Raw genomic sequence first — 26,284 nt, forward strand, 5'->3', positions numbered from 1 at the left:
GCCCCTGCACCCCGCTGTGTTCGTCTGCGGACCGTGGCCGGTTGCTCGCGCAGTTCCCCGCGCCCCTGAAGATGCCGCTGCGCGGCAATCCCCTGGGCGGCCCGAAGGGGCGCTTTCAGGGGCGCGGGGAACTGCGCGAGCAACCCACCACACACCCGCAGACGAACCCCGGGCCGAAAAGGGGCGCGGGGAACTGCGCGACCAGCCACCCACCACCCGCAGACGAACGCCCCCGTACCCTGGACCCGTGCACGTACTTCACGACGCCCCCCTCGCCCCCCTCACCACCTTCCGGCTCGGTGGGCCGGCCGAGCGGCTGGTGACGGCTGTCAGTGATGACGAGGTCATCGGGGCCGTGCGGGAGGCGGACGCGGCGGGGACGCCGTTGCTCGTCATCGGGGGCGGCAGCAATCTCGTCATCGGGGACAAGGGCTTCGCCGGGACCGCCCTGCGGATCGCCACCACGGGGTTCGAGCTCGACGGGACGCGGCTCGACGTGGCCGCCGGTGAGGTCTGGAGCGACATCGTCGCCCGGACCGTGGAGGCCGGGCTCGCCGGGATCGAGTGCCTGGCCGGGATCCCCGGATCCGCCGGCGCCACCCCGATCCAGAACGTCGGCGCGTACGGCCAGGAGGTCTCCTCCACCATCCGCGAGGTCGTCGCGTACGACCGGGTCGAGGGACGTACCGTCGCCCTCGCCGCCGAAGAGTGCGCGTTCTCCTATCGGCACAGCCGGTTCAAGGCCCTGCCCGACCGGTACGTCGTGCTGCGCGTCCGGTTCGAGCTGGAGGACGCCGGCGGGCTCTCCGCGCCCATCAAGTACGCCGAGACCGCCCGCGTCCTCGGCGTCGAGCCCGGCGACCGCGTTCCGGCCGCCACCGCCCGCGAGACCGTCCTGAAGCTCCGGGCCGGCAAGGGCATGGTGCTCGACCCCGAGGACCACGACACCTGGTCCGCCGGGTCCTTCTTCACCAATCCGATCCTGGGGGAGGCCGAGTACCGGGCGTTCCTCGACAAGGCCGCCCGCCGGCTCGGACCCGACGTCTCGCCGCCCGCCTGGGAGCTCGGCGGCGGGCTCACCAAGACCTCCGCCGCCTGGCTCATCGACAAGGCCGGGTTCACCAAGGGGTACGGCTCCGGGCCCGCCCGGATCTCCACCAAGCACACCCTCGCCCTCACCAACCGCGGCGGCGCCACCACCGAGGACCTGCTCGCGCTCGCCCGCGAGGTCGTCGCGGGCGTGGAGCAGGCCTTCGGGGTGACGCTCGTCAACGAGCCGGTGACCGTCAACGCGGAGATCTGACCGGTCCACCGAGGGCCGCTCAGTACGCCACGCAGACCCCCTGCTTCACCGTCGCCTGGTTGTCGATCATCGCCAGCATCGCGTCCGCCACGTCCGCCCGCCCGATCGTGCGCGCGCTGCGCGGGGTCGCCCCGATGGCCGTGCGGTAGGTGCCCGTCCGCGGCTTGTCGACCAGGCGGACCGGACGTACCGCCGTCCAGTCCAGGGCCGAGTTGGCCAGCACCGCCTCCGTGCGGCGCAGGTCCTCGTAGACGTCCTTGAGGACGCGCGTGACGACCGTCAGCGTGAGGCGGTCGAGGAACGGGTCGTCCGGCGCCTCCGGGCCCACCGGGCCCGCGCTGACCACCAGCAGGCGGCGGGTGCCCTCGGCGTCCATCGCCTGCACGATCGAGCCGGTCAGCCGGGCCGTGATGCCCGCCGCCGCGTCCGCCCGTTTGTTCGCGCCGAGGCACGAGAGCACCGCGTCCCGGCCCGCCACCGACGGGCGCAGCGACTCGGGGTCGGCCAAGTCGCCCCGGACCACCTCCAGGCCCGGTCCCGTCACCGTGAACCGTCCCGGGTCCCGTACCACCGCCGTCACCTCGTGTCCGGCGGCCAGCGCCTGCCGGACCAGCTCCGCACCGATCCTGCCCGTCGCACCGAAAACCGTGAGCTTCATCCGCGTCACTCTCCCCTGGTGGATAGGTAATTACTCAGCCAGCAGTAGCCAAGGGTGCCCGACGCCCTACGCGGCCAGCCAGGAATCCACCCCCGCCAGCAGCTTCGCCTTGGTCTCCGCCGGGGCCGCCGAGCCGCGCACCGACTGCCGTGCCAGCTCGGCGAGTTCGGCGTCCGTGAAGGCGTGGTGGCGGCGGGCGATCTCGTACTGGGCGGCCAGCCGGGAGCCGAACAGGAGCGGGTCGTCCGCGCCCAGCGCCAGCGGCACGCCCGCCTCGTACAGCGTGCGCAGCGGGACGTCCTCGGGCTTCTCGTAGACGCCCAGGGCGACGTTGGAGGCGGGGCAGACCTCGCAGGTGATCCCGCGCTCGGCGAGGCGCCTGAGCAGCCGCGGGTCCTCGGCGGCGCGCACCCCGTGGCCGATGCGGGTGGCGTGCAGGTCGTCCAGGCAGTCCCGGACGGACGCGGGGCCGGTCAGCTCGCCGCCGTGCGGCGCGGCCAGCAGACCGCCCTCCCGGGCGATCGCGAAGGCGCGGTCGAAGTCCCGCGCCATGCCCCGGCGTTCGTCGTTGGAGAGGCCGAAGCCGACCACGCCCCGGTCCGCGTACCGCACCGCGAGGCGGGCCAGCGTGCGGGCGTCCAGGGGGTGCTTCATCCGGTTGGCCGCGACCAGGACCCGCATCCCGAGCCCCGTCTCGCGCGCGGCCGACTCGACCGCGTCCAGGATGATCTCCAGGGCCGGGATGAGCCCGCCCAGCATCGGCGCGTACGAGGTGGGGTCGACCTGGATCTCCAGCCAGCCCGAGCCGTCCCGCACGTCCTCCTCGGCGGCCTCGCGCACCAGCCGCTGGATGTCCTCGGGGGCGCGCAGACACGAGCGCGCGATGTCGTACAGGCGCTGGAAGCGGAACCAGCCGCGCTCGTCGGTGGCCCGCAGCTTCGGCGGTTCGCCGCTGGTCAGCGCGTCGGGGAGGTGCACCCCGTACTTGTCGGCGAGCTCCAGCAGCGTGGTGGGGCGCATCGACCCCGTGAAGTGCAGGTGCAGATGGGCCTTCGGCAGGTCGGTTACGTCGCGAACGTGCTCCATTGAAGGATCTTGCCGCACCCCGGGCCCGTCCGACAGCCCCTTTCCCCGATCGGGACCTTGCCCGAACGCAGGAACGGCCACCGACTCACGTGAGCCGGTGGCCGTTCCTGCGGTCCTGCGTTTCGGGCGCGCGTCAGTCGCGCGCTTCCGCCAGCAGCTTCTGGATCCGGGAGACGCCCTCCACCAGGTCCTCGTCGCCCAGCGCGTACGACAGGCGCAGATAGCCCGGGGTGCCGAAGGCCTCGCCCGGGACGACCGCGACCTCGGCCTCCTCCAGGATCAGCTCGGCGAGCTCGACGGAGCTCTGCGGGCGCTTGCCGCGGATCTCCTTGCCGAGCAGGCCCTTCACCGACGGGTACGCGTAGAACGCGCCCTCGGGCGTCGGGCAGATGACGCCGTCGATCTCGCTGAGCATCCGCACCATGGTCTGGCGGCGGCGGTCGAAGGCCTTGCGCATCTCGGCGACCGCGTCGAGGTCGCCGGAGACCGCGGCGAGCGCCGCCACCTGGGAGACGTTGGCCACATTGGACGTGGCGTGCGACTGGAGGTTGGTCGCGGCCTTGATGACGTCCTTGGGGCCGACGATCCACCCGACCCGCCAGCCGGTCATCGCGTACGTCTTGGCGACGCCGTTGACCACGATGCACTTGTCGCGCAGCTCGGGCAGGAGCGCCGGCAGCGACACGGAGACCGCGTCCCCGTAGACCAGGTGCTCGTAGATCTCGTCGGTCAGCACCCACAGGCCGTGCTCGACGGCCCAGCGGCCGATCGCCTCGGTCTCGGCCTCGGTGTAGACCGAGCCGGTCGGGTTGGACGGGGAGACGAAGAGGACGACCTTCGTCTTCTCCGTACGAGCGGCCTCCAGCTGCTCGACCGAGACCCGGTAGCCGGTGGTCTCGTCGGCGACGACCTCGACCGGGACGCCGCCCGCCAGGCGGATCGACTCCGGGTAGGTGGTCCAGTACGGCGCCGGGACGATGACCTCGTCGCCCGGGTCCAGGATCGCCGCGAACGCCTCGTAGATCGCCTGCTTGCCGCCGTTGGTCACCAGGATCTGGGACGGGTCGACCTCGTAGCCCGAGTCGCGCAGGGTCTTGTCGGCGATGGCCTTCTTGAGCTCGGGCAGGCCGCCGGCCGGGGTGTAGCGGTGGTACTTCGGGTCGTGGCAGGCCGCGGCGGCCGCCTCGACGATGTAGTCCGGGGTCGGGAAGTCGGGCTCACCGGCGCCGAAGCCGATCACCGGGCGCCCGGCGGCCTTGAGGGCCTTGGCCTTGGCGTCGACGGCGAGGGTCGCGGACTCGGAGATCGCGCCGATGCGCGCGGACACCCGGCGCTCGGTCGGAGAGGTTGCAGCGCTCATACGGCCCATCGTCGCAGACCTGCCGCGCCCCGGGCACACCGGTTTCATGGACCGGACGGGGCAGTTGCACAGGGCGTTCGGCAGCTCCGCGCGGCGGTGTCAGGAGCTATCTGTTCGACGCCGGGCGCCGGACCACGTACACTCACCTGTCGTTGGCCTCCACCAACCGATCCACTGCGGGCACTCGGTGCACTTGGTCGGATGCGGTAGGTTGGGGGAACCACAAAGGGTCGTAGCTCAATTGGTAGAGCACTGGTCTCCAAAACCAGCGGTTGGGGGTTCAAGTCCCTCCGGCCCTGCTACACACACCTTCGCCAGGATGTGTGCGCATGTACGTACTTCTATGCACCGCCGTGCGGCTCCACCGGGCGCGGCACGGCCACGACCCGGAATCAGGTGAGAAGCGTGACGGACGCCGTGGGCTCCATCGACATGCCTGATGCCCAGGACGAGGCGTCTGCGTCTGCGGACCAGGACTCCAAGAAGAAGGCCCGCAAGGGCGGCAAGCGCGGCAAGAAGGGCCCTCTGGGCCGTCTCGCGCTCTTCTACCGCCAGGTCGTCGCCGAGCTCCGCAAGGTGGTCTGGCCGACCCGCAACCAGCTGTCGACGTACACCACCGTGGTGATCGTGTTCGTCGTCATCATGATCGGCATCGTGACCGTGATCGACACCGGATTCGAGCACGTCGTCAAGTACGTCTTCGGCTGATCCACTCGCGTAAGGGCGCCCACCCGGCGCCTTTTTCGCATTGTTCCACCCATCTGTAGCCAGGAAGAAGCAGCCACGTGTCTGACCCGAACCTGAACGACGCCATCGAGTCGGCGGAGTCCGTGGAGGACCAGCTCGACATCGTCGAGGCGGCGGACGCCGTGGACCCGGACGAGGTCGAGGCTGCCGACGCCGAGGCGGGCGAGGCGGCCGAGCAGGCGGCGCTCCACGTCGAGGACGAGGACGAGCTGGAGGCCGCCGAGTCCGAGGACGAGGGCGCCATCGAGGCCGTCGAGTCCGAGGACGCCGACGAGGACGAGGCGGAGGAGGCTCCCGCGGAGCCCGCCGCCCCCGTCGACCCGGTCGAGGCCCTGCGCCAGGAGCTGCGCGGCCTGCCCGGCGAGTGGTACGTCATCCACACCTACGCCGGTTACGAGAAGCGTGTGAAGGCGAACCTCGAGCAGCGTGCCGTCTCGCTGAACGTCGAGGAGTTCATCTACCAGGCCGAGGTGCCCGAGGAAGAGATCGTCCAGATCAAGAACGGCGAGCGCAAGAACGTCCGGCAGAACAAGCTGCCCGGTTACGTTCTCGTCCGCATGGATCTGACGAACGAGTCCTGGGGCGTCGTCCGCAACACCCCGGGCGTCACCGGCTTCGTGGGCAACGCCTACGACCCGTACCCGCTGACCCTGGACGAGATCGTCAAGATGCTCGCCCCGGAGGCCGAGGAGAAGGCCGCCCGCGAGGCCGCCGAGGCCGAGGGCAAGCCGGCTCCGGCCCGCAAGGTCGAGGTCCAGGTGCTGGACTTCGAGGTCGGCGACTCGGTCACCGTCACCGACGGCCCGTTCGCCACGCTCCAGGCCACGATCAACGAGATCAACGCCGACTCGAAGAAGGTCAAGGGCCTCGTCGAGATCTTCGGCCGCGAGACCCCGGTCGAGCTCAGCTTCGACCAGATCCAGAAGAACTAGTTCTTCCGGACCACACGTCTTCCGAACAGGTCAGACGGGCGCTTCAAAGCCCGTCTGACCTGCTCGGTTTTTAGCCGCACGTCTATACCCGTTATCGTTGTGCGGTATGCCTGCATCCGGATGATCGGATGCCAGGCGGTTCACTCTCACTAGGACCCGGAGAGAGCAATGCCTCCCAAGAAGAAGAAGGTCACGGGGCTTATCAAGCTCCAGATCAACGCCGGTGCGGCGAACCCGGCCCCGCCGGTCGGCCCCGCGCTCGGTCAGCACGGCGTCAACATCATGGAGTTCTGCAAGGCCTACAACGCGGCGACCGAGTCGCAGCGTGGCTGGGTGATCCCGGTGGAGATCACGGTCTACGAGGACCGCTCCTTCACCTTCATCACCAAGACTCCGCCGGCCGCGAAGATGATCCTCAAGGCCGCGGGTGTGGAGAAGGGCTCCGGCGAGCCGCACAAGACCAAGGTCGCGAAGATCACCGAGGCCCAGGTCCGCGAGATCGCCACGACGAAGCTCGCCGACCTGAACGCCAACGACCTGGACGCCGCGTCCAAGATCATCGCTGGCACCGCCCGTTCCATGGGCATCACGGTCGAGGGCTGATCCCAGCCTTCTCCGCAGTACCCAGTGGTAGGGCCAAGCGCTGGCCCGCACCACGACTCCACACCTGAACAAACACAGGAGCAGAAGTGAAGCGCAGCAAGACTCTCCGCGCTGCGGACGCCAAGATCGTCGCGGACAAGCTCTACGCCCCGCTCGAGGCCGTCCGTCTCGCCAAGGAGACCTCCACGACCAAGTTCGACGGCACCGTCGAGGTCGCCTTCCGCCTGGGTGTCGACCCGCGCAAGGCCGACCAGATGGTCCGTGGCACCGTGAACCTCCCGCACGGCACCGGTAAGACCGCCCGGGTCCTGGTCTTCGCGACCGGTGACCGTGCCGAGGCCGCGCGTGCCGCCGGCGCCGACATCGTCGGCTCGGACGAGCTCATCGACGAGGTCGCCAAGGGCCGTCTGGACTTCGACGCCGTCGTCTCCACCCCGGACCTCATGGGCAAGGTCGGCCGCCTCGGCCGCGTGCTCGGTCCGCGTGGTCTGATGCCGAACCCGAAGACCGGCACGGTCACCCCCGACGTCGCCAAGGCCGTCGAGGAGATCAAGGGCGGCAAGATCGAGTTCCGCGTCGACAAGCACTCGAACCTGCACTTCATCATCGGCAAGGTGTCCTTCGACGACGCCAAGCTGGTGGAGAACTACGGCGCCGCTCTGGAGGAGATCCTCCGTCTGAAGCCGTCCGCCGCCAAGGGCCGGTACATCAAGAAGGCCACCATCACCACCACGATGGGCCCCGGTATCCAGCTCGACTCCAACCGCACCCGCAACCTCCTCGTCGAGGAGGACCCGGCGGCGGTCTGAGCCTGACGGCTCGCATCGGCTAGTCCAGAGCCGGGCCCCGCACCTCTCCGGAGGTGCGGGGCCCGGCTTTTTTGCTGCGGTCCTCCGCCGCGGCCCTTTTGTCGCAACCGCGTCCCAACAACCCTGTGCGGGCGCGGTGTTGTCGTACCCCTGCGCTACCGTCGACGAGGCAAGGGAAAAGGTATTCGAGGGGGAACGCATGAACACCAGGTCCGTACGGCGTACGTGTATCTCGCTGGTGGCCGTCGGCGCGGCGCTCTCGGGGCTCGCGGCCTGCGGCGGCTCCGACGGCGGCGACAAGAAGAGCGCGCCGGCCAAGGAGCAGCACAAGGCCGGGTCGGACTTCAGCCCGGTCGCGGCCCTCCAGGCGGTCCAGAAGAAGACCGACGGAGTGGGCTCGGCCAAGGTCGAGATAACGATGTCCATGGGCGCTGTGATGGGCCTGGAGGGCGGCGGCACCCTGGCGTGGGGCGACGGCACGACCGGCGCCATGCGGATGAAGTACACCCAGGGCTCGATGGCGCAGAGCATGAAGCAGCTCGGCAGCGAGAGCATCGACGCCCGCTATCTACGCGACGCCTACTACGCGAACATGGGCCCGAAGTTCGCCGAGACCCTCGGCGGCAAGCACTGGATCCGGTACGGGTACGACGACATGGCCAAGCTGATGGGCCCGGCCGGCGCCGTCATGAAGGACCAGATGCAGAACTCGACGCCCCAGCAGGGCGTGAAGGTGCTGCTCGCCTCCGGCGACGTCAAGAAGGTCGGCACCGAGGAGATCCGCGGGGTCCAGGCCACGCACTACTCGGGCACGGTCGACATGGCCAGGATGGTGGACCGCAGCTCGGGGCTGGACGCCAAGACGCTGGAGGCCTTCAAGGCCCAGATGACCAAGAGCGGCATCACCACCGACACGGTCGACATCTGGGTGGACAAGGACGACCTCCTGGTCAAGAAGACCGAGCGGGCCGCGACGAAGAACGGCGAGATGAACACCACCGCCTTCTACTCGGACTACGGCGTCAAGGTCTCGGCCGAGGCCCCGGCGGCCTCCGACACCGTGGACTTCACCACGCTGATCAAGCCCAAGTCCGCGCAGCAGCCGTCGTAACCCGCACAACAGCAGACATATTCGGTCCCACCCGGCACAGCGTTGGGCTACCGTGCAGGTGATCGAGTACGTGACATGGGGGAACAAGGGGTGGGGCACATGACCAGGTCCGGATGGACGCGGGCGGCGCTGGCGACGGCGACGGCCGCCGTGGTGGTGGCAGGGGCCGCGGGCTGCGGCGGCGACGACGAGAAGGCCGACGGCGCGGGGGGCGCCAAGAAGGCCGTCGCCGCGCCGCAGTCCCGTACCGCCGCGTCGCAGGTGCTCGCCGCGGCGTACAAGAAGACCGCCGCGGCCAAGTCGGCGAAGGTCCGGATGAGCATGTCGACGCCCGCTTCCATGGGCGGGGGCGCGGAGAAGACCGAGACCACCGGCGTCATGGCCTGGAACCCGACGGCCATGGACCTCACCGTGACGTCCTCGGCGGCCAAGGGCATGGCGGGTGCTCCCGAGAAGACCCGCATGCTCTGGGTGAACAACGTCATGTACGTGGACATGGGCTCCATGGGCGAGTCCGCCAAGGAGTTCGGCGGCAAGCGCTGGATGAAGTTCGACATGACCTCGCTGGCCAAGCAGTCCGGCAAGGAGCAGCTGGTCAAGCAGATGACGGCCGGCATGGAGAACATGAACCAGGACCCGGCCCAGCAGCTGGCCCTGCTGCTGGACTCGCCGAACCTGAAGCACCTGGGCGCCGAGCGGATCGACGGCGTCTCCTCCGAGCACTACAAGGGCACGCTCACCATCGACGAGATGATGAAGAGCAACAAGATGCTCGACACCCTCAAGCCCGAGGAGCGCCGGCAGCTCCTGACCAACATGAAGAAGACCGGGGTCCAGGGGTACGACACCGAGGTCTGGGTCAACGCCGACGGCTACCCGGTCCGCATGGACGTCAACATGAGCAGCCCCCAGGGCAAGGTCGTCACCTCCACGCACTACTCGGACTACGGCGCCAAGGCCCAGGTCACGGCCCCGCCCGCGGGCGAGACCGCCGACCTGATGGAACTGCTGAAGGGCCTGGGCGACCTGGCCAAGGACGGCGGGACCGGCGGCCTCGGCGGCGCCTGACGGCCCCGGCGGACCGACCCGTACGACCGGATTTGCTCGATCCGCCACCCTTCACGTACGCTTCCACAGAAGCCAAAGACCGCTGGTCGTTGCCGTGCCTTCGTAAGGAGGGGCGGTGGCCGAAGGTTCCGCTGCATGCGGACGACCCGCGCAGGTGACTGTGGAAAGTTCCCGGACTCGTTCCGGTCGAGCTACGCCCCGTGCACTTGCGCCGGGGCGTTTTTTATGTCGCGGCCCCTTTTGAGCGGTCCTCATCACCCGGAAGGAGGCCGACGCACTATGCCGACGCCCAACAAGGCTGCCGACGTAGCCGAGCTTGAGGACAAGTTCCGCAGCTCCAACGCCGTCGTGCTGACCGAGTACCGGGGTCTCACCGTGGCGCAGCTCAAGACGCTGCGTCGTTCGCTCGGTGAGAACGCCCAGTACGCCGTGGTGAAGAACACGCTGACCAAGATTGCGGCCAACAACGCCGGGATCACCTCGCTCGACGACCAGTTCACTGGTCCGACGGGTGCCGCCTTCATCACCGGTGACCCGGTGGAGTCGGCCAAGGGTCTTCGTGACTTCGCCAAGGAGAACCCCAACCTGATCATCAAGGGCGGTGTCCTTGATGGCAAGGCGCTGTCCGCCGATGAGATCAAGAAGCTTGCGGACCTCGAGTCCCGCGAGGTTCTGCTCAGCAAGCTGGCCGGTGCGTTCAAGGGCAAGCAGTCCCAGGCTGCCTCGCTCTTCCAGGCGCTGCCGTCGAAGCTCGTCCGCACCGTGGACGCGCTCCGTGCCAAGCAGGCCGAGCAGGGCGGTGCCGAGTAATTCGGCTCGCGCATTGATCCGCGCCGCCTAGTGCGCGGGTCGTAGCGGGCCGTTACGCCCGCCATTCGATACATCTCGGCATTGCCGAATTAGTGGAAGGATCGCCCATCATGGCGAAGCTCTCTCAGGACGACCTCCTCGCCCAGTTCGAGGAGATGACCCTCATCGAGCTCTCCGAGTTCGTGAAGGCCTTCGAGGAGAAGTTCGACGTCACCGCCGCCGCGGCCGTCGCCGTTGCCGCCCCGGGTGCCCCGGGCGCCGGTGCCGCCGCCGAGGTCGAGGAGAAGGACGAGTTCGACGTCATCCTCACCGGCGCCGGCGACAAGAAGATCCAGGTCATCAAGGTCGTGCGTGAGCTGACCTCGCTGGGTCTGAAGGAGGCCAAGGACCTCGTCGACGGCACCCCGAAGCCGGTCCTCGAGAAGGTCAACAAGGAGGCCGCTGACAAGGCTGCCGAGTCCCTCAAGGCTGCCGGTGCGGCCGTCGAGGTCAAGTGACCTTGTGAGTCTTCTGACTCTCAGTGCGTGACGTCCACGGACGTGTAACGCGCACACACCAAAGGGCGATCATCCATTCGGGTGGTCGCCCTTCGGCGTACCCGGCGTCGCCGTGACGGCTGCCTTGCGTGGGGGACGACAGGGAGTATGGTGATCATCGCCGTACGCCCCTTGTACGCCTCGTAGCCACACGAGCCGTAACGGAGCGATCTCCGCGGAGCTGAGGGGTCTTGACGAACCGCACGCAGCGCGCAATTCTCAGGACGCGTCGTCACAACGATCCGGATCCGAGGCATGGATCGACGGCGAAGAGGGCAGTATCGATGTGCGCCGTCACGGCGCGTGGCTTGCCGAGGTACTGAGAAGAACAATGAGGGTCGCGAAAAATCCGCCCTGGACATCAGTGGGCCGAGTGGCTACACTGACCCTTTGCGCTGCCTGTTAGCTGCCCCCTGCCCGTCACCAGGGGCATGCCCTCGCTTGAGCATCGTTGATTGAACTGCCCTGACCTGGCCTTTCAGCCTCAATCAGGAAACGTCTCTCTCTGTGCCCTCGTGGGACCGGTACGCGCGTAGTGAGTCCGAGCCCTCGGAAGGACCCCCTCTTGGCCGCCTCGCGCAACGCCTCGACCGCCAATACGAACAACGGCGCCAGCACCGCCCCGCTGCGCATCTCCTTTGCAAAGATCAAGGAGCCCCTCGAGGTTCCGAACCTCCTTGCGCTGCAAACCGAGAGCTTTGACTGGCTGCTCGGCAATGCCGCTTGGAAGGCTCGCGTCGAGGCCGCTCTCGAGAACGGGCAGGACGTCCCCACGAAGTCCGGTCTGGAGGAGATCTTCGAGGAGATCTCCCCGATCGAGGACTTCAGCGGGTCGATGTCGCTGACCTTCCGCGACCACCGTTTCGAGCCCCCGAAGAACTCGATCGACGAGTGCAAGGAGCGCGACTTCACGTTCGCGGCCCCGCTCTTCGTCACGGCCGAGTTCACCAACAACGAGACCGGCGAGATCAAGTCCCAGACGGTCTTCATGGGCGACTTCCCGCTCATGACCAACAAGGGCACCTTCGTCATCAACGGCACCGAGCGTGTCGTGGTGTCGCAGCTGGTGCGCTCGCCGGGTGTCTACTTCGACTCCAACATCGACAAGACGTCCGACAAGGACATCTACACGGCCAAGATCATCCCGTCCCGGGGTGCCTGGCTCGAGATGGAGATCGACAAGCGCGACATGGTCGGTGTCCGCATCGACCGCAAGCGCAAGCAGTCCGTCACCGTCCTCCTGAAGGCTCTCGGCTGGACCACCGAGCAGATCCTCGAGGAGTTCGGCGAGTACGAGTCGATGCGCGCCACCCTGGAGAAGGACCACACCCAGGGCCAGGACGACGCGCTGCTCGACATCTACCGCAAGCTGCGCCCGGGCGAGCCGCCGACGCGCGAGGCCGCTCAGACGCTGCTCGAGAACCTCTACTTCAACCCGAAGCGCTACGACCTCGCGAAGGTCGGCCGCTACAAGGTGAACAAGAAGCTCGGCGCGGATGAGCCGCTGGACGCCGGCGTCCTCACCACGGACGACGTCATCGCGACCATCAAGTACCTGGTCAAGCTGCACGCGGGCGAGACCGAGACGGTCGGCGAGTCGGGTCGGAACATCGTCGTCGAGACCGACGACATCGACCACTTCGGCAACCGTCGTCTGCGCAACGTCGGCGAGCTCATCCAGAACCAGGTCCGTACGGGTCTGGCTCGTATGGAGCGTGTCGTCCGCGAGCGGATGACGACCCAGGACGTCGAGGCGATCACGCCGCAGACCCTGATCAACATCCGGCCGGTCGTCGCCTCCATCAAGGAGTTCTTCGGCACCAGCCAGCTGTCGCAGTTCATGGACCAGAACAACCCGCTGTCGGGTCTCACCCACAAGCGCCGTCTGTCGGCGCTCGGCCCGGGTGGTCTCTCCCGTGAGCGGGCCGGCTTCGAGGTCCGTGACGTGCACCCGTCTCACTACGGCCGTATGTGCCCGATTGAGACCCCTGAAGGCCCGAACATCGGTCTGATCGGTTCGCTCGCCTCGTACGGCCGCGTCAACGCGTTCGGCTTCATCGAGACGCCGTACCGCAAGGTCGTCGAGGGCCAGGTCACCGACGAGGTCGACTACATCACGGCCGACGAGGAAGACCGCTTCGTCATCGCGCAGGCCAACGCCGCGCTCAACGACGAGCTCCAGCTCACCGAGGCCCGCGTCCTGGTCCGCCGCCGTGGCGGCGAGGTCGACTACGTGCCGCCGGCCGAGGTGGACTACATCGACGTCTCGCCGCGCCAGATGGTGTCGGTCGCGACCGCGATGATCCCCTTCCTCGAGCACGACGACGCCAACCGTGCCCTCATGGGCGCGAACATGATGCGTCAGGCGGTGCCGCTGATTAAGTCGGAGGCCCCGCTCGTCGGCACCGGCATGGAGTACCGCTGCGCCACCGACGCCGGTGACGTGCTCAAGGCCGAGAAGGACGGTGTGGTCCAGGAGGTCTCCGCGGACTACATCACCATCGCCAACGACGACGGTACGTACACCACGTACCGCCTGCACAAGTTCTCCCGCTCCAACCAGGGCACCTCGGTCAACCAGAAGGTCGTCGTGGACGAGGGCGCGCGGATCATCGCGGGCCAGGTCCTCGCCGACGGTCCGGCGACCGAGAACGGCGAGATGGCGCTGGGCAAGAACCTGCTCGTGGCGTTCATGCCGTGGGAGGGTCACAACTACGAGGACGCGATCATCCTGTCGCAGCGCCTCGTGCAGGACGACGTCCTCTCCTCGATCCACATCGAGGAGCACGAGGTCGACGCCCGTGACACCAAGCTCGGCCCCGAGGAGATCACCCGGGACATCCCGAACGTCTCCGAGGAGGTCCTCGCCGACCTCGACGAGCGCGGCATCATCCGTATCGGTGCCGAGGTCGTCGCCGGCGACATCCTCGTCGGCAAGGTCACGCCCAAGGGTGAGACCGAGCTGACGCCGGAGGAGCGCCTGCTGCGCGCGATCTTCGGTGAGAAGGCCCGCGAGGTCCGTGACACCTCGCTGAAGGTGCCGCACGGCGAGACCGGCAAGGTCATCGGCGTCCGCGTCTTCGACCGTGAAGAGGGCGACGAGCTGCCGCCGGGCGTGAACCAGCTGGTTCGTGTCTACGTGGCGCAGAAGCGCAAGATCACGGACGGTGACAAGCTCGCCGGCCGTCACGGCAACAAGGGTGTCATCTCCAAGATCCTGCCCATCGAGGACATGCCGTTCCTCGAGGACGGGACCCCGGTCGACATCATCCTCAACCCGCTCGGTGTCCCGTCCCGAATGAACCCGGGACAGGTCCTGGAGATCCACCTCGGCTGGCTCGCCAGCCGCGGCTGGGACGTCTCCGGTCTCGCCGACGAGTGGGCGCAGCGCCTCCAGGCCATCGGCGCCGACCAGGTCGCCCCCGGCACCAACGTCGCGACCCCGGTCTTCGACGGTGCCCGCGAGGACGAGATCGCCGGTCTCTTCGAGGCCACGATCCCGAACCGCGACGGCGACCGCCTGGTCCTGCCGTCCGGCAAGGCGAACCTGTTCGACGGCCGCTCCGGCGAGCCGTTCCCGGACCCGATCTCGGTCGGGTACATGTACATCCTGAAGCTGCACCACCTGGTCGACGACAAGCTGCACGCCCGCTCGACCGGTCCGTACTCGATGATCACCCAGCAGCCGCTGGGTGGTAAGGCCCAGTTCGGTGGCCAGCGCTTCGGTGAGATGGAGGTGTGGGCGCTGGAGGCATACGGCGCCGCCTACGCCCTCCAGGAGCTGCTGACCATCAAGTCCGACGACGTGACCGGCCGTGTGAAGGTCTACGAGGCCATCGTCAAGGGCGAGAACATTCCCGAGCCCGGCATTCCCGAGTCCTTCAAGGTGCTCATCAAGGAAATGCAGTCGCTCTGCCTCAACGTGGAGGTGCTGTCCTCGGACGGTATGTCCATCGAGATGCGCGACACGGACGAGGACGTCTTCCGCGCTGCGGAGGAGCTCGGTATCGACCTGTCCCGGCGCGAGCCGAGCAGCGTCGAAGAGGTCTGACGGGTCTGACCGGGGCTTCGTAAGAAGCCCCGGTCGTCCCCGGACCCCCCTCAGACCATCTTGAAGAATCGACCCCGAAAGAGGGATTGACGACAAGTGCTCGACGTCAACTTCTTCGACGAGCTGCGGATCGGCCTCGCCACTGCTGACGACATTCGTCAGTGGTCCCACGGTGAGGTCAAGAAGCCGGAGACCATCAACTACCGCACTCTCAAGCCCGAAAAGGACGGACTCTTCTGCGAGAAGATCTTCGGTCCGACCCGGGACTGGGAGTGCTACTGCGGCAAGTACAAGCGCGTTCGCTTCAAGGGCATCATCTGTGAGCGCTGCGGCGTCGAGGTGACCCGCGCCAAGGTGCGCCGTGAGCGGATGGGCCACATCGAGCTTGCCGCTCCCGTGACCCACATCTGGTACTTCAAGGGCGTCCCCTCGCGCCTTGGCTACCTGCTCGACCTCGCGCCGAAGGACCTCGAGAAGGTCATCTACTTCGCCGCGTACATGATCACGTTCGTGGACGAGGAGCGCCGTACGCGCGACCTGCCGTCGCTGGAGGCGCACGTCTCCGTCGAGCGTCAGCAGATCGAGAACCGCCGCGACTCCGACCTCGAAGCCCGCGCCAAGAAGCTCGAGACGGACCTCGCCGAGCTTGAGGCCGAGGGTGCCAAGGCCGATGTGCGCCGCAAGGTGCGCGAGGGTGCCGAGCGTGAGATGAAGCAGCTGCGCGACCGTGCGCAGCGCGAGATCGACCGTCTGGACGAGGTCTGGTCGCGCTTCAAGAACCTCAAGGTCCAGGACCTCGAGGGCGACGAGCTGCTCTACCGCGAGCTGCGTGACCGCTTCGGCACGTACTTCGACGGCTCGATGGGTGCCGCTGCCCTGCAGAAGCGCCTGGAGACCTTCGACCTCGACGAGGAGGCCGAGCGCCTCCGCGAGATCATCCGTACCGGCAAGGGCCAGAAGAAGACCCGTGCGCTCAAGCGCCTCAAGGTCGTCTCCGCGTTCCTGCAGACCAGCAACAGCCCCAAGGGCATGGTGCTGGACTGCGTGCCGGTCATCCCGCCGGACCTTCGTCCGATGGTGCAGCTGGACGGTGGCCGCTTCGCGACCTCCGACCTGAACGACCTGTACCGCCGTGTGATCAACCGCAACAACCGTCTGAAGCGTCTGCTCGACCTCGGTGCCCCCGAGATCATCGTGAACAACGAGAAGCGGATGCTCCAGGAGGCGGTCGACGCCCTCTTCGACAACGGCCGTCGCGGTCGCCCGGTCACGGGCCCCGGCAACCGTCCGCTGAAGTCCCTCAGCGACATGCTGAAGGGCAAGCAGGGTCGATTCCGTCAGAACCTTCTCGGTAAGCGTGTGGACTACTCCGCGCGTTCCGTGATCGTCGTCGGTCCGCAGCTGAAGCTGCACCAGTGCGGTCTGCCCAAGGCCATGGCGCTGGAGCTCTTCAAGCCGTTCGTGATGAAGCGCCTGGTCGACCTGAACCACGCGCAGAACATCAAGAGCGCCAAGCGGATGGTCGAGCGCGGCCGCACGGTCGTCTACGACGTCCTCGAAGAGGTCATCGCCGAGCACCCGGTTCTGCTGAACCGTGCGCCCACGCTGCACCGCCTCGGCATCCAGGCCTTCGAGCCCCAGCTGGTCGAGGGCAAGGCCATCCAGATCCACCCGCTCGTCTGCACCGCGTTCAACGCGGACTTCGACGGTGACCAGATGGCCGTGCACCTGCCGCTCTCCGCGGAGGCGCAGGCCGAGGCCCGCATCCTGATGCTGTCCTCGAACAACATCCTCAAGCCCGCCGACGGCCGTCCGGTGACGATGCCGACGCAGGACATGGTCCTGGGTCTGTTCTTCCTCACCACCGACGGCGAGCTCCGTGACACCAAGGGCGAGGGCCGCGCGTTCGGCTCCACGGCCGAGGCGATCATGGCGTTCGACGCCGGCGAGCTGGCGCTGCAGTCGCCGATCGACATCCGCTTCCCGATCGGTACCGTCCCGCCGCGCGGCTGGACCCCGCCGGTCGAGGAGGAGGGCGAGACGACCTGGCAGCAGGGCGACTCGTTCCGTCTGCGCACCTCCCTGGGCCGCGCGCTCTTCAACGAGCTGCTGCCCGAGGACTACCCGTTCGTCGACTACTCGGTGGGCAAGAAGCAGCTCTCCGAGATCGTCAACGACCTGGCCGAGCGCTACCCCAAGGTCATCGTGGCGGCGACGCTCGACAACCTGAAGGCGGCGGGCTTCTTCTGGGCGACCCGTTCCGGTGTCACCGTGGCCATCTCCGACGTCGTGGTCCCCGAGGCCAAGAAGGCGATCGTCGCGGGCTACGAGGCGCAGGACGAGAAGGTCCAGAAGCAGTACGAGCGCGGTCTGATCACCAAGGACGAGCGCACGCAGGAGCTCATCGCGATCTGGACCAAGGCGACCAACGAGGTTGCCGAGGCGATGAACGCGAACTTCCCGAAGACGAACCCCATCTTCATGATGGTTGACTCGGGTGCCCGAGGAAACATGATGCAGATGCGTCAGATCGCGGGTATGCGTGGTCTGGTGTCGAACGCGAAGAACGAGACCATCCCGCGTCCGATCAAGGCCTCCTTCCGTGAGGGCCTCACCGTTCTGGAGTACTTCATCTCCACGCACGGTGCCCGTAAGGGTCTGGCGGACACCGCTCTGCGTACCGCCGACTCGGGTTACCTGACCCGTCGTCTGGTGGACGTCTCGCAGGACGTGATCATCCGCGAGGAGGACTGCGGCACCGACCGCGGCCTGAAGCTGAAGATCGCGGTCAAGGGCGAGGACGGTGTGCTCCGCAAGACGGAGGACGTCGAGACCTCGGTCTACGCCCGCATGCTCGCCGAGGACGTCGTCGTCGACGGCAAGGTCATCGCGCCGGCCAACGTGGACCTCGGTGACGTGCTCATCGACGCGCTGGTCAACGCGGGCGTCGAGGAGGTCAAGACCCGCTCGGTCCTGACCTGTGAGTCGGCCGTCGGCACCTGTGCCTTCTGCTACGGCCGCTCGCTGGCCACCGGCAAGCTGGTCGACATCGGTGAGGCGGTCGGCATCATCGCCGCCCAGTCCATCGGTGAGCCCGGTACCCAGCTGACGATGCGTACCTTCCACACCGGTGGTGTGGCCGGTGACGACATCACCCAGGGTCTGCCCCGTGTCGTCGAGCTCTTCGAGGCCCGTACGCCCAAGGGTGTCGCCCCGATCTCGGAGGCGGCCGGCCGCGTCCGTATCGAGGAGACCGAGAAGACCAAGAAGATCGTCGTCACCCCGGACGACGGCAGCGACGAGACGGCGTTCCCGATCTCGAAGCGTGCCCGTCTGCTGGTGGGCGAGGGCGACCACGTCGAGGTGGGCCAGAAGCTCACCGTGGGTGCCACCAACCCGCACGACGTGCTCCGGATCCTCGGTCAGCGCGCGGTCCAGGTCCACCTGGTCGGCGAAGTCCAGAAGGTCTACAACTCGCAGGGCGTGTCGATCCACGACAAGCACATCGAGATCATCATCCGGCAGATGCTGCGCCGCGTGACGATCATCGAGTCCGGCGACGCGGAGCTGCTGCCGGGCGAGCTCGTCGAGCGCTCGAAGTTCGAGACCGAGAACCGTCGGGTCGTGACGGAGGGTGGCCACCCGGCCTCCGGCCGTCCGCAGCTGATGGGTATCACCAAGGCCTCGCTGGCGACGGAATCCTGGCTGTCGGCCGCCTCCTTCCAGGAGACGACCCGAGTCCTGACGGATGCGGCGATCAACGCCAAGTCCGACAGCCTCATCGGCCTCAAGGAGAACGTCATCATCGGTAAGCTCATCCCGGCCGGTACGGGTCTGTCCCGCTACCGCAACATCCGGGTCGAGCCCACCGAAGAGGCCAAGGCCGCGATGTACTCGGCCGTCGGCTACGACGACATCGACTACTCGCCGTTCGGCACGGGCTCCGGCCAGGCCGTTCCGCTGGAGGACTACGACTACGGTCCGTACAACCAGTAAGGCGTACGTCTACGTCTGAACCGAAGGGCGCCCGCTCCGTTTCGCACGGGGTGGGCGCCCTTCGGCGTATCCGGGGGAGGCGTCAGCGGGCGGCTCGCGACGGCGGGGGAGCCCGGCAGGAACTCCTTCGGCGAGCCCCCCGCCGCCCCGCACGACCGCACAGAAGCCGCCCCGCGGCCCCCAGGGCCGCCCAGCGGCCCGCCCCCGCCCCCGGGAGGCCCTCCCGGGTTGCCGAACTGCCCGGGGCCGGGCCCGGGGCGTGAGACTCGTCTCAGGGGGTCCGTGGGGTGTCCCGCGCGTGGGTATTTGTTTTGACCCAAGTCGATGAGGTAGGTACGCTCAGACCTTGTGCCTGGGGTGTGCCTGGGCTCCCCTGCGTGCCTACGTCCGCAGGACGAGCCAGATACGGCCACCGCAATCTGCGCCTCTCCGTTCCCACGGCGAGACTCCGCAGTATTCGACACACCCGACCGCGTGGGTCGGCGACGTTCCAGGTTAGTTTCACCAACGGCACACAGAAACCGGAGAAGTAGTGCCTACGATCCAGCAGCTGGTCCGGAAGGGCCGGCAGGACAAGGTCGAGAAGACGAAGACGCCCGCGCTTGAGGCCTCGCCCCAGCGTCGCGGCGTCTGCACGCGTGTGTTCACGACCACCCCGAAGAAGCCGAACTCGGCGCTGCGGAAGGTCGCGCGTGTGCGTCTGACCTCCGGCATCGAGGTCACGGCCTACATTCCGGGTGAGGGACACAACCTGCAGGAGCACTCGATCGTGCTCGTGCGTGGTGGCCGTGTGAAGGACCTGCCGGGTGTTCGTTACAAGATCATCCGCGGTGCGCTTGACACCCAGGCTGTCAAGAACCGCAAGCAGGCCCGCAGCCGCTACGGCGCCAAGAAGGAGAAGTAAGAATGCCTCGTAAGGGCCCCGCCCCGAAGCGCCCGGTCATCATCGACCCGGTCTACCAGTCTCCTCTTGTCACGTCGCTGATCAACAAGATCCTGCTGGACGGCAAGCGCTCCACCGCCGAGCGCATCGTCTACGGCGCCATGGAAGGCCTCCGCGAGAAGACGGGCAACGACCCGGTCATCACGCTGAAGCGCGCGCTGGAGAACGTCAAGCCGTCCCTCGAGGTCAAGTCCCGCCGTGTCGGTGGCGCGACCTACCAGGTTCCCGTCGAGGTCAAGCCGGGTCGCCAGTCGACCCTGGCCCTCCGCTGGCTCGTGGGTTACTCCCGCGCCCGTCGTGAGAAGACCATGACCGAGCGCCTGATGAACGAGCTTCTCGACGCCTCGAACGGCCTCGGTGCGGCCGTCAAGAAGCGCGAGGACACGCACAAGATGGCCGAGTCCAACAAGGCCTTCGCGCACTACCGCTGGTAGTCGCAACCCACATCGAGACCGAGAGAAGACTGAGCCGATATGGCTACCACTTCGCTTGACCTGGCCAAGGTGCGCAACATCGGCATCATGGCCCACATCGACGCGGGCAAGACGACCACCACCGAGCGAATCCTGTTCTACACCGGTGTTTCCTACAAGATCGGTGAAGTCCACGACGGCGCTGCCACGATGGACTGGATGGAGCAGGAGCAGGAGCGCGGCATCACCATCACGTCCGCCGCGACGACCTGCCACTGGCCGCTCGAGGACGTCGACCACACCATCAACATCATCGACACCCCGGGTCACGTGGACTTCACGGTCGAGGTGGAGCGTTCGCTCCGCGTCCTCGACGGTGCCGTCACCGTGTTCGACGGTGTCGCCGGTGTGGAGCCGCAGTCCGAGACGGTTTGGCGTCAGGCCGACCGTTACGGCGTGCCGCGCATCTGCTTCGTCAACAAGCTCGACCGCACCGGCGCCGAGTTCCACCGCTGCGTCGACATGATCGTGGACCGCCTCGGCGCGACCCCGATCGTGATGCAGCTGCCGATCGGTGCCGAGGCCGACTTCAAGGGCGTTGTGGACCTGGTCCGCATGAAGGCCCTGGTCTGGTCCGCGGAAGCGACCAAGGGCGAGATGTACGACGTCGTCGACATCCCGGCCACGCACACCGAGGCCGCTGAAGAGTGGCGCGGCAAGCTGGTCGAGACCGTCGCGGAGAACGACGAAGAGATCATGGAGCTCTTCCTCGAGGGCGTCGAGCCCACCGAGGAGCAGCTGTACGCCGCGGTCCGTCGTATCACCATCGCGTCCGGCAAGGGCGGGGACACCACGGTGACCCCCGTCTTCTGCGGCACCGCGTTCAAGAACAAGGGCGTTCAGCCCCTGCTCGACGCGGTCGTGCGCTACCTGCCTTCGCCCCTGGACGTCGAGGCCATCGAGGGCCACGACGTCAAGGACGCCGAGGTCGTCGTCAAGCGCAAGCCGTCGGACGACGAGCCGCTGTCGGCCCTCGCGTTCAAGATCGCGAGCGACCCGCACCTCGGCAAGCTCACCTTCATCCGGATCTACTCCGGTCGCCTGGAGGCCGGCACCTCGGTGCTGAACTCCGTCAAGGGCAAGAAGGAGCGCATCGGCAAGATCTACCGTATGCACGCGAACAAGCGTGAGGAGATCGAAGCGGTGGGCGCCGGCGACATCGTCGCCGTCATGGGCCTGAAGCAGACCACCACCGGTGAGACGCTGTGCGACGAGAAGAACCCGGTCATCCTGGAGTCCATGGACTTCCCGGCGCCGGTCATCCAGGTCGCCATCGAGCCCAAGTCCAAGGGTGACCAGGAGAAGCTGGGTGTCGCCATCCAGCGTCTCGCGGAGGAGGACCCCTCCTTCCAGGTGCACTCGGACGAGGAGACCGGCCAGACCATCATCGGTGGTATGGGCGAGCTCCACCTCGACGTCCTCGTCGACCGTATGCGTCGCGAGTTCAAGGTCGAGGCCAACGTCGGCAAGCCGCAGGTCGCGTACCGCGAGACGATCCGCAAGACCGTCGAGCGTCACGACTACACCCACAAGAAGCAGACCGGTGGTACCGGTCAGTTCGCCAAGGTGCAGATCGCGATCGAGCCCATCGAGGGCGGCGAGGCGTCGTACGAGTTCGTGAACAAGGTCACCGGTGGCCGCATCCCCCGGGAGTACATCCCGTCGGTGGACGCGGGTGCGCAGGAGGCCATGCAGTTCGGCATCCTGGCCGGCTACGAGATGACTGGCGTCCGCGTCATCCTTCTCGACGGTGGCTACCACGAGGTCGACTCCTCCGAGCTCGCGTTCAAGATCGCCGGTTCGCAGGCCTTCAAGGAGGCCGCGCGCAAGGCTTCGCCCGTGCTCCTCGAGCCGATGATGTCCGTCGAGGTCACCACGCCCGAGGACTACATGGGTGAAGTCATCGGCGACATCAACTCCCGCCGTGGCCAGATCCAGGCCATGGAGGAGCGCAGCGGCGCTCGCGTCGTGAAGGGCCTCGTGCCCCTCTCGGAGATGTTCGGCTACGTCGGAGACCTCCGCAGCAAGACCTCGGGTCGCGCAAGCTACTCGATGCAGTTCGACTCCTACGCCGAGGTTCCGCGGAACGTCGCCGAGGAGATCATCGCGAAGGCCAAGGGCGAGTAACTCTTCCGAGTTCGATCGCTTTAGGCTTGTCATCGGAGTCCGGGCGGGCATTCGCCGCAATGCGAGAGTATTGCGGCGAATGCCCCCGGCCCCGGCATCCCAGCAAAGATCACCTGGCGCCGATGAAGCAAGGCGTACAGAACCACTCCACAGGAGGACCCAGTGGCGAAGGCGAAGTTCGAGCGGACTAAGCCGCACGTCAACATCGGCACCATCGGTCACATCGACCACGGTAAGACGACCCTCACGGCCGCCATTACCAAGGTGCTGCACGACGCGTACCCGGACCTGAACGAGGCCTCGGCCTTCGACCAGATCGACAAGGCTCCCGAGGAGCGCCAGCGCGGTATCACGATCTCGATCGCGCACGTCGAGTACCAGACGGAGTCGCGTCACTACGCGCACGTCGACTGCCCGGGTCACGCTGACTACATCAAGAACATGATCACGGGTGCGGCGCAGATGGACGGCGCCATCCTCGTGGTCGCCGCCACCGACGGCCCGATGCCGCAGACCAAGGAGCACGTGCTCCTGGCCCGCCAGGTCGGCGTTCCGTACATCGTCGTCGCCCTGAACAAGGCCGACATGGTGGACGACGAGGAGATCCTGGAGCTCGTCGAGCTCGAGGTCCGTGAGCTCCTCTCCGAGTACGAGTTCCCGGGCGACGACCTGCCGGTCGTCAAGGTCTCGGCGCTCAAGGCTCTTGAGGGCGACGCCGAGTGGGGCCAGACCGTCCTCGACCTGATGAAGGCCGTCGACGAGTCCATCCCGCAGCCCGAGCGTGACGTCGACAAGCCGTTCCTGATGCCGATCGAGGACGTCTTCACGATCACCGGTCGTGGCACCGTCGTCACCGGTCGTATCGAGCGTGGTGTCCTCAAGGTCAACGAGACCGTCGACATCATCGGCATCAAGACCGAGAAGACCACCACCACGGTCACCGGCATCGAGATGTTCCGCAAGCTGCTCGACGAGGGCCAGGCCGGTGAGAACGTCGGTCTGCTCCTCCGTGGCATCAAGCGCGAGGACGTCGAGCGCGGCCAGGTCATCATCAAGCCGGGTTCGGTCACCCCGCACACCGAGTTCGAGGCGCAGGCGTACATCCTGTCCAAGGACGAGGGCGGCCGTCACACGCCGTTCTTCAACAACTACCGCCCGCAGTTCTACTTCCGTACCACGGACGTGACCGGCGTCGTGACCCTCCCCGAGGGCACCGAGATGGTCATGCCGGGCGACAACACCGCCATGACGGTCGCGCTGATCCAGCCGGTCGCCATGGAGGAGGGCCTCAAGTTCGCCATCCGTGAGGGTGGCCGGACCGTGGGCGCCGGCCAGGTCGTCAAGATCACGAAGTAATTCGTGTTCTGACCTGAGCTCGCTTGGCTCGCAGTAACCGGGAAGGGGCCCCGCACCGATAGGTGCGGGGCCCCTTTCTTTGTTTTCGGCTGCGGGTCGGCGGGGGCTGGTCGCACAGTTCCCCGCGCCCCCGGGCCTCAGCCCGCCGCGCGGACCGGCGGCGCCCCGGCCGACCCCAGCGCCCACACCCAAGGCGCCCCGTCGACGCCGAGGCCCACGGCGACCGGCCCGCGCGCGGTGAGGTGGAGGGTGGGCGCGTCGACCGGCACCGCGCCCTGGGTACGGGTGTGGCGCTCACCCCCGACGAGGGCCTGCACCCGGCCCTTGACGTCCTTGCCGAGCACGACGAGCCCGTCCTTGGGCGCCAGGAGCGCGCCGACGGGCCCGTACCCGTCGAAGGGCTGCGGGGGCGCGGTGCGGCCGGTGCCGTCCGCGCGGACGGAGACGAGCCGGGGGTCGGCCGGGGCGAGCCCCTTGCCCTTGGTCTTCCGGGGGTCGGTGAGGGTCCGGTAGAGCAGCTGGACGCCGCCGTCGGGCAGCCCCACGGGGGTGGGCGCGCCGACGGCGAGCGGGAGGCGGGGCCCGCGCCTGACGTAGCCGAGGGGCTCCCCGGGCGCGTCCTGGGTCCAGTGGTGGACGAAGTCGTACCCGGGCGCGAAGACGTGCACGCGGCCCTGGGCGTCGACGGTGGCGCCGAGCCCGTCCTGCACGGTCTCGCCGCCGAGGGCGGCCCACGGCCCCCAGGACCCGTCGGCGTCGCGCACCCGCGTACTGACGCCCTTGTCGGCATTGCGTACGAAGAGGTGGACGCGGCCGTCGGGGGCGGCGACGGCGACGGGAGAGCCGATCCTGCGGCCCCGGTCGTCGCCCAGCTCCGGATTCCCCAGGCCCCGCCAGGCCCGGAAGGCCCCGCCGGGGGAGGCCTGCTCCAGGAGGACGACCTCCCGGGTGTTGGCGCCGGAGCGCCCGGCTATCGCGGCGAACCGCAGCCCGAAGAGCAGCTGCCGCCCGTCCTTGAGCGTTGCCGCGCCGAGCACGGGTGCGAGCGGCCCGCCGCCGAGGTCGTCCGCGGCCCCGAACCGCCCGCTGCCGGGCGCGGTCTCCCGCCACCGCACGGCACGCAGCCCCAGCACCCCGTAGGCGGCGAGCCGCCCGTCGGGCTCGTTGCCGACGACCGGCCGGGGCCCGGGGAAGCGGTAGTGGGTGGAGCGCACCCACCCCTTCCAGTTGGTGAGCGGACGCTTCCCGCCGACGTTGTAGTCGCCGCAGCCGCCGGGGTTGCCGCACTGCCAGTCGGGGGCGCCGCCGTACGGCCTGAGGTGGGCGGCCTTCTCGGCGAGCACGGCCGGAGGGAGGTTCTTCGGCCAGTGCCGGTTGTAGTAGGCGCGGTAGGAGGTGGCGGTGAACCCGGGCACGCCCTTCCCGTCCCGGGTGGCCTGGGCGACGTACCGGACCATCCCCGCCCACGCGAAGGAGGCGGCGGCGGTGTGGTCGGCGTGGTCGGCGTACCCCGGCTGCTCGCTGTCGTGCTGGCGGGCCTTCTCGGTGCTGTGCTGGATGTCCGGGTCGGGGTCGAGGGTCTGGACGAGGGTCGGGGTGTACGTGTCGAGCAGCCCGGCGATGACCTCGACGAGTTCGTCGTACGTGTACGGGGCGGCGGCGCGCAGCGGCGAGCCCTCGGCGATGACGACGGGCAGGGAGAGCGCCCGGTCCTCCCAGAGGCTGGGCAGGCCCATGCGGCCGCCGCGCAGGGTGTGCATGGCGGTGTTGAGGAACACGAGCTCGGCGTGGCGGCCGTTGTGGACGAGCGTGTTGACCTCGGCGCGGTGCCCGCCGCGCAGGTCGAGCACCGACTTCTGCCAGGGGGTGAACAGGGGCAGCCCGAGGAGCGAGGCGTAGGCCTGGCGCAGCCCCTGGTGCCGGGCGGAGGAGTAGGCGGCCTTGTTGTAGACCCGGTCCGAGGGGTCGCTGACGACCCGGTTGTCCCCGTTGGCCTCGCCCCCGGTGAGGTACACGCTGACGACCTTCGCGCCGCCGTCCAGCGCGTGCTGGGTGTCCGGGTTCATGAAGTACAGGTCGTCGTCGGGGTGCGCCACGATCTGCATCAGCACGGCCCGGCGCCCGGCGGAGACGGGCTGGCCGGGGGCGGCGGTGGGGTTGTCGCTGCGGTGCCGCTGGCTGGAGGGGACGGAGCAGGCCCCGAGGGCGGCGGCCAGGCCGGTGGTGGCGGCGGTACCGAGGACGGCGCGTCTGCTGGGGCGCCGCTGCCTGAATGCTCCGAACACGTACGTTCCCCGTCCCGTCCGCTGCTTCCG

19 protein-coding genes and 1 tRNA gene are annotated in these 26,284 nt (G+C 68.0%); 16 read left to right on the forward strand and 4 right to left on the reverse strand.

What is annotated here, in order from left to right; translation table 11 throughout:
* The first annotated feature begins 247 nt into the window (after window positions 1–247).
* On the forward strand, window positions 248–1,303 hold the full coding sequence (locus BX283_RS24020) for a UDP-N-acetylmuramate dehydrogenase (RefSeq protein ID WP_101389584.1): 1,056 nt from the start codon (window positions 248–250) through the stop codon (window positions 1,301–1,303).
* A 19-nt stretch (window positions 1,304–1,322) separates the two neighbouring features.
* On the opposite strand, the gene BX283_RS24025 is transcribed toward BX283_RS24020, so the two are convergent.
* The 3 genes from BX283_RS24025 to BX283_RS24035 all read right to left on the reverse strand — a co-directional run bounded on the left by BX283_RS24025 (window position 1,323) and on the right by BX283_RS24035 (window position 4,407).
* Window positions 1,323–1,961, reverse strand: a complete 639-nt coding sequence (locus BX283_RS24025; protein WP_101389585.1) for an NAD(P)-dependent oxidoreductase — start codon at window positions 1,959–1,961, stop codon at window positions 1,323–1,325.
* A gap of 66 nt (window positions 1,962–2,027) precedes the next feature.
* On the reverse strand, window positions 2,028–3,047 hold the full coding sequence (locus tag BX283_RS24030) for an adenosine deaminase (RefSeq protein ID WP_101389586.1): 1,020 nt from the start codon (window positions 3,045–3,047) through the stop codon (window positions 2,028–2,030).
* A 133-nt stretch (window positions 3,048–3,180) separates the two neighbouring features.
* Window positions 3,181–4,407, reverse strand: a complete 1,227-nt coding sequence (locus BX283_RS24035) for a pyridoxal phosphate-dependent aminotransferase (RefSeq protein WP_101392545.1) — start codon at window positions 4,405–4,407, stop codon at window positions 3,181–3,183.
* Window positions 4,408–4,633: 226 nt separating this feature from the next.
* Here BX283_RS24035 and BX283_RS24040 point away from each other — a divergent pair.
* The 15 genes from BX283_RS24040 (at window position 4,634) to tuf (ending at window position 23,969) form a co-directional block, all read left to right on the forward strand.
* A tRNA-Trp gene (locus BX283_RS24040) sits at window positions 4,634–4,706 on the forward strand.
* Between the two features lie 106 nt (window positions 4,707–4,812).
* Complete coding sequence (secE, locus tag BX283_RS24045; protein ID WP_101389587.1) at window positions 4,813–5,115, forward strand: preprotein translocase subunit SecE; 303 nt, start codon at window positions 4,813–4,815, stop codon at window positions 5,113–5,115.
* Window positions 5,116–5,192: 77 nt separating this feature from the next.
* Window positions 5,193–6,086 carry a transcription termination/antitermination protein NusG gene (nusG, locus tag BX283_RS24050; RefSeq protein ID WP_101389588.1) on the forward strand — a complete coding sequence of 298 codons (894 nt, stop codon included), beginning with the start codon at window positions 5,193–5,195 and terminating at the stop codon, window positions 6,084–6,086.
* 168 nt (window positions 6,087–6,254) lie between these two features.
* A complete protein-coding gene (gene rplK / locus BX283_RS24055; RefSeq protein ID WP_053731185.1) occupies window positions 6,255–6,689 on the forward strand; it encodes a 50S ribosomal protein L11 in 435 nt (144 codons plus the stop codon).
* An 86-nt stretch (window positions 6,690–6,775) separates the two neighbouring features.
* The gene (gene rplA / locus BX283_RS24060) at window positions 6,776–7,498 is read left to right on the forward strand and encodes a 50S ribosomal protein L1 (RefSeq protein WP_101389589.1); all 723 of its coding nucleotides are present in this window, start codon (window positions 6,776–6,778) and stop codon (window positions 7,496–7,498) included.
* A gap of 199 nt (window positions 7,499–7,697) precedes the next feature.
* Window positions 7,698–8,609: a hypothetical protein gene (locus BX283_RS24065; RefSeq protein WP_101389590.1), complete on the forward strand. Its 912-nt coding sequence runs from the start codon at window positions 7,698–7,700 to the stop codon at window positions 8,607–8,609.
* Between the two features lie 99 nt (window positions 8,610–8,708).
* Window positions 8,709–9,677, forward strand: a complete 969-nt coding sequence (locus BX283_RS24070) for a hypothetical protein (protein WP_101389591.1) — start codon at window positions 8,709–8,711, stop codon at window positions 9,675–9,677.
* A 279-nt stretch (window positions 9,678–9,956) separates the two neighbouring features.
* Window positions 9,957–10,487, forward strand: a complete 531-nt coding sequence (gene rplJ / locus BX283_RS24075) for a 50S ribosomal protein L10 (RefSeq protein WP_067163131.1) — start codon at window positions 9,957–9,959, stop codon at window positions 10,485–10,487.
* A gap of 110 nt (window positions 10,488–10,597) precedes the next feature.
* Window positions 10,598–10,984, forward strand: coding sequence for a 50S ribosomal protein L7/L12 (gene rplL, locus BX283_RS24080; protein ID WP_101389592.1), 387 nt, complete (start codon window positions 10,598–10,600; stop codon window positions 10,982–10,984).
* 604 nt (window positions 10,985–11,588) lie between these two features.
* On the forward strand, window positions 11,589–15,074 hold the full coding sequence (rpoB, locus tag BX283_RS24090) for a DNA-directed RNA polymerase subunit beta (protein ID WP_101389593.1): 3,486 nt from the start codon (window positions 11,589–11,591) through the stop codon (window positions 15,072–15,074).
* Between the two features lie 96 nt (window positions 15,075–15,170).
* Window positions 15,171–19,070, forward strand: coding sequence for a DNA-directed RNA polymerase subunit beta' (locus BX283_RS24095; RefSeq protein WP_101389594.1), 3,900 nt, complete (start codon window positions 15,171–15,173; stop codon window positions 19,068–19,070).
* Window positions 19,071–19,602: 532 nt separating this feature from the next.
* A complete protein-coding gene (gene rpsL, locus BX283_RS24105) occupies window positions 19,603–19,974 on the forward strand; it encodes a 30S ribosomal protein S12 (protein WP_007265893.1) in 372 nt (123 codons plus the stop codon).
* A 2-nt stretch (window positions 19,975–19,976) separates the two neighbouring features.
* Window positions 19,977–20,447, forward strand: a complete 471-nt coding sequence (gene rpsG / locus BX283_RS24110) for a 30S ribosomal protein S7 (RefSeq protein WP_101389595.1) — start codon at window positions 19,977–19,979, stop codon at window positions 20,445–20,447.
* 39 nt (window positions 20,448–20,486) lie between these two features.
* Entirely contained in the window at window positions 20,487–22,613 is a 2,127-nt protein-coding gene (gene fusA, locus BX283_RS24115; protein WP_101389596.1) for an elongation factor G, read from the forward strand.
* A gap of 162 nt (window positions 22,614–22,775) precedes the next feature.
* On the forward strand, window positions 22,776–23,969 hold the full coding sequence (tuf, locus tag BX283_RS24120; protein WP_101389597.1) for an elongation factor Tu: 1,194 nt from the start codon (window positions 22,776–22,778) through the stop codon (window positions 23,967–23,969).
* A 137-nt stretch (window positions 23,970–24,106) separates the two neighbouring features.
* Here the strand turns inward: tuf and BX283_RS24125 are convergent, their stop codons facing one another.
* The gene (locus BX283_RS24125) at window positions 24,107–26,254 is read right to left on the reverse strand and encodes a PIG-L family deacetylase (protein WP_101389598.1); all 2,148 of its coding nucleotides are present in this window, start codon (window positions 26,252–26,254) and stop codon (window positions 24,107–24,109) included.
* Between the last annotated feature and the right edge of the window lie 30 nt (window positions 26,255–26,284).

The organism is Streptomyces sp. TLI_146 (genome assembly GCF_002846415.1).
Lineage (GTDB): Bacteria > Actinomycetota > Actinomycetes > Streptomycetales > Streptomycetaceae > Streptomyces.

Bases quoted from the DNA above. Each gene is read 5' to 3' on its own strand.
- rpsG (WP_101389595.1), top strand. From the start codon at position 19,977: ATGCCTCGTAAGGGCCCCGCCCCGAAGCGCCCGGTCATCATCGACCCG.
- rplK (WP_053731185.1), top strand. From the start codon at position 6,255: ATGCCTCCCAAGAAGAAGAAGGTCACGGGGCTTATCAAGCTCCAGATC.
- rplL (WP_101389592.1), top strand. From the start codon at position 10,598: ATGGCGAAGCTCTCTCAGGACGACCTCCTCGCCCAGTTCGAGGAGATG.
- BX283_RS24030 (WP_101389586.1), bottom strand. From the start codon at position 3,047: ATGGAGCACGTTCGCGACGTAACCGACCTGCCGAAGGCCCATCTGCAC.
- BX283_RS24035 (WP_101392545.1), bottom strand. From the start codon at position 4,407: ATGAGCGCTGCAACCTCTCCGACCGAGCGCCGGGTGTCCGCGCGCATC.
- BX283_RS24025 (WP_101389585.1), bottom strand. From the start codon at position 1,961: ATGAAGCTCACGGTTTTCGGTGCGACGGGCAGGATCGGTGCGGAGCTG.
- BX283_RS24070 (WP_101389591.1), top strand. From the start codon at position 8,709: ATGACCAGGTCCGGATGGACGCGGGCGGCGCTGGCGACGGCGACGGCC.
- fusA (WP_101389596.1), top strand. From the start codon at position 20,487: ATGGCTACCACTTCGCTTGACCTGGCCAAGGTGCGCAACATCGGCATC.
- BX283_RS24065 (WP_101389590.1), top strand. From the start codon at position 7,698: ATGAACACCAGGTCCGTACGGCGTACGTGTATCTCGCTGGTGGCCGTC.
- rplJ (WP_067163131.1), top strand. From the start codon at position 9,957: ATGCCGACGCCCAACAAGGCTGCCGACGTAGCCGAGCTTGAGGACAAG.